The sequence below is a fragment of the Streptomyces cellostaticus genome (assembly GCF_023630175.1).
Lineage (GTDB): Bacteria > Actinomycetota > Actinomycetes > Streptomycetales > Streptomycetaceae > Streptomyces > Streptomyces cellostaticus_A.
Window position 1 is genome coordinate 1 of sequence record NZ_JALLIN010000115.1, and the last position, 1,983, is coordinate 1,983.

Annotated in this window: 1 protein-coding gene; it reads left to right on the forward strand. The window is 67.4% G+C overall.

Features of this window, described 5'->3' with window-relative positions; translation table 11 throughout:
* Positions 1-157 precede the first annotated feature (157 nt).
* Positions 158-1,870 carry an IS1634 family transposase gene (locus tag MXD57_RS31200; RefSeq protein WP_441350702.1) on the forward strand — a complete coding sequence of 571 codons (1,713 nt, stop codon included), beginning with the start codon at positions 158-160 and terminating at the stop codon, positions 1,868-1,870.
* Positions 1,871-1,983: the final 113 nt, after the last annotated feature.

Here is a 1,983-nt window from a genome sequence, read left to right on the forward strand (position 1 = left end):
CCCGGGTTCGACGTAATTCGCGGGTTCTAGAGGTCCTGCGGGGGTGAACGCGCAGGTCACCAGGCTGCGATGGGCGTGGACGCCCAAGAATGCCTAGAGACGCGATTTTCCTGATTCGCCTGCGCTGGCCTGCGGCTTCGGCCTATTGTCTGGAGCCGTGTACGTGAAGACGACGAAACGGGAGAACAAGTCCGGCACGGTCCGGTACCTGCACCTGGCCCACAACGAGTGGGATCCGGTGAAGGGGCGGGCGGTGCCCAAGGTGCTGTTCACCTTCGGCCGCGAGGACGACCTGGACCGCGACGCGGTCAGGCGCCTGGTCGCGTCTCTATCGAAGCTGCTGGAGCCGGGCGACGCGCTGGCCGCGACCACGGAATCGGACCTGGAGTTCGTCTCCTCGGTGCCGTTCGGCGGTGCCTACGCGCTCGACCAGCTGTGGCGCCGGCTGCGGATCGACCAGATCGTGGCCCGGGTCGGGCAGCCCAAGCGGGGCCGCCGCCGGGACATGACCACCACCGAACGGGTGCTGTTCGCCCTGGTCGCCAACCGCGCGCTGGCCCCGTCCTCGAAGCTCGCAGCGGCGGACTGGATCACGAACGACGTGCACATCAACGGCCTGTCCGAGACCGGCGAACAGACCTGCTACCGGGCGATGGACTGGTTGCACGAGGTGACCGGCGACCTGGAGAAGCAGGTCTTCGACGAGGTCGCGAACCTGCTGAACCTGGAGGTGGACCTGCTGTTCTTCGACACCACCAGCACCTACTTCGAGCTGGAGGAGCCCGACGAGCCCGTCGCCCGGGACGAGACGGGCCGCCGCCTGGACGCCGACGACACCGGCGGCGACGCGAAGCAGGTCGGGTTCCGGACCTACGGCAAGTCGAAGGACTCCCGCGACGACCTGCCGCAGATCGTCATCGGTATGGCCGTCACCAGGGACGGCATCCCGGTCCGCTGCTGGTGCTGGCCGGGCAACGCCTCCGACCAGACCCTGATCCGCCAGGTCAAGGACGAGATGCGGGACTGGACTCTCTCCAAGATCGTGTGGGTGGCCGACCGCGGCTTCTCCTCCGCCGAGAACCGCCGCTACCTACGCAAGGGCGACCACGCCTACATCATCGGCGAGAAGCTCCGCTCCGGAAGCCCCGAGGTGCAGGCCGCCCTCTCCCGGCAGGGCCGCTACCAGGACGTCGGCGAGAACATGCGCGTCAAAGAGGTGCGGATATCCGACACCGACCGGTTCGTGATCTGCCACAACCCCGAAGCGGCCGAACGCGACCGGCACATGCGCGAACAACTCGTCGCCCAGCTGACCGACTTGATCGTCGACACCGACAAGCTCAGCGACTTCAAGCGGGGCGAACTACGCGGGCGGATCGCCGACAAGCCCGGCCTGAACCGCTACCTGCGCGCCACCGCGGCCGGCAAGCTCCGCATCGACCAGGCGAAGATCAAGGCGGAGGAGAACCTCGACGGGAAGTACCTCCTGCGCTGCAGCGACCCCCAACTGAGCGCCGAGGACATCGCCCTGGGCTACAAGCAACTGCTCGAAGTCGAGCGCGGCTGGCGCGACATGAAGCAGATCATCGACCTGCGGCCCGTCTACCACCGGCTCGAAGAACGCATCAGAGCCCACGTCATCCTGTGCTGGCTCGCCCTCCTGCTGATCCGGATCACCGAGACCACCACCGGCAACACCTGGCCCCACATCCGACGCGAGCTCGACCGGCTCCATCTCGGCACGTTCACCGGCCCCACCGGAACGTTCCAGCAGGTCACCGTCCTAACGAAGCCCCAGCGAGACCTGCTCGCGAAGCTGGGGATCCCCGCCCCGAAGCAGGTCCTCGCGCTCCAGCCCGCAACCCGCTGACCAGCCGAAACGCGACCGCCTAGAGAAACGCCCTCCAGGGGGCCACAGGCATGTCCGCCCAGGTCAGACCCCGTATTCGATCCTCCAGGCCGCTGAATTACGTCGAACCCGGG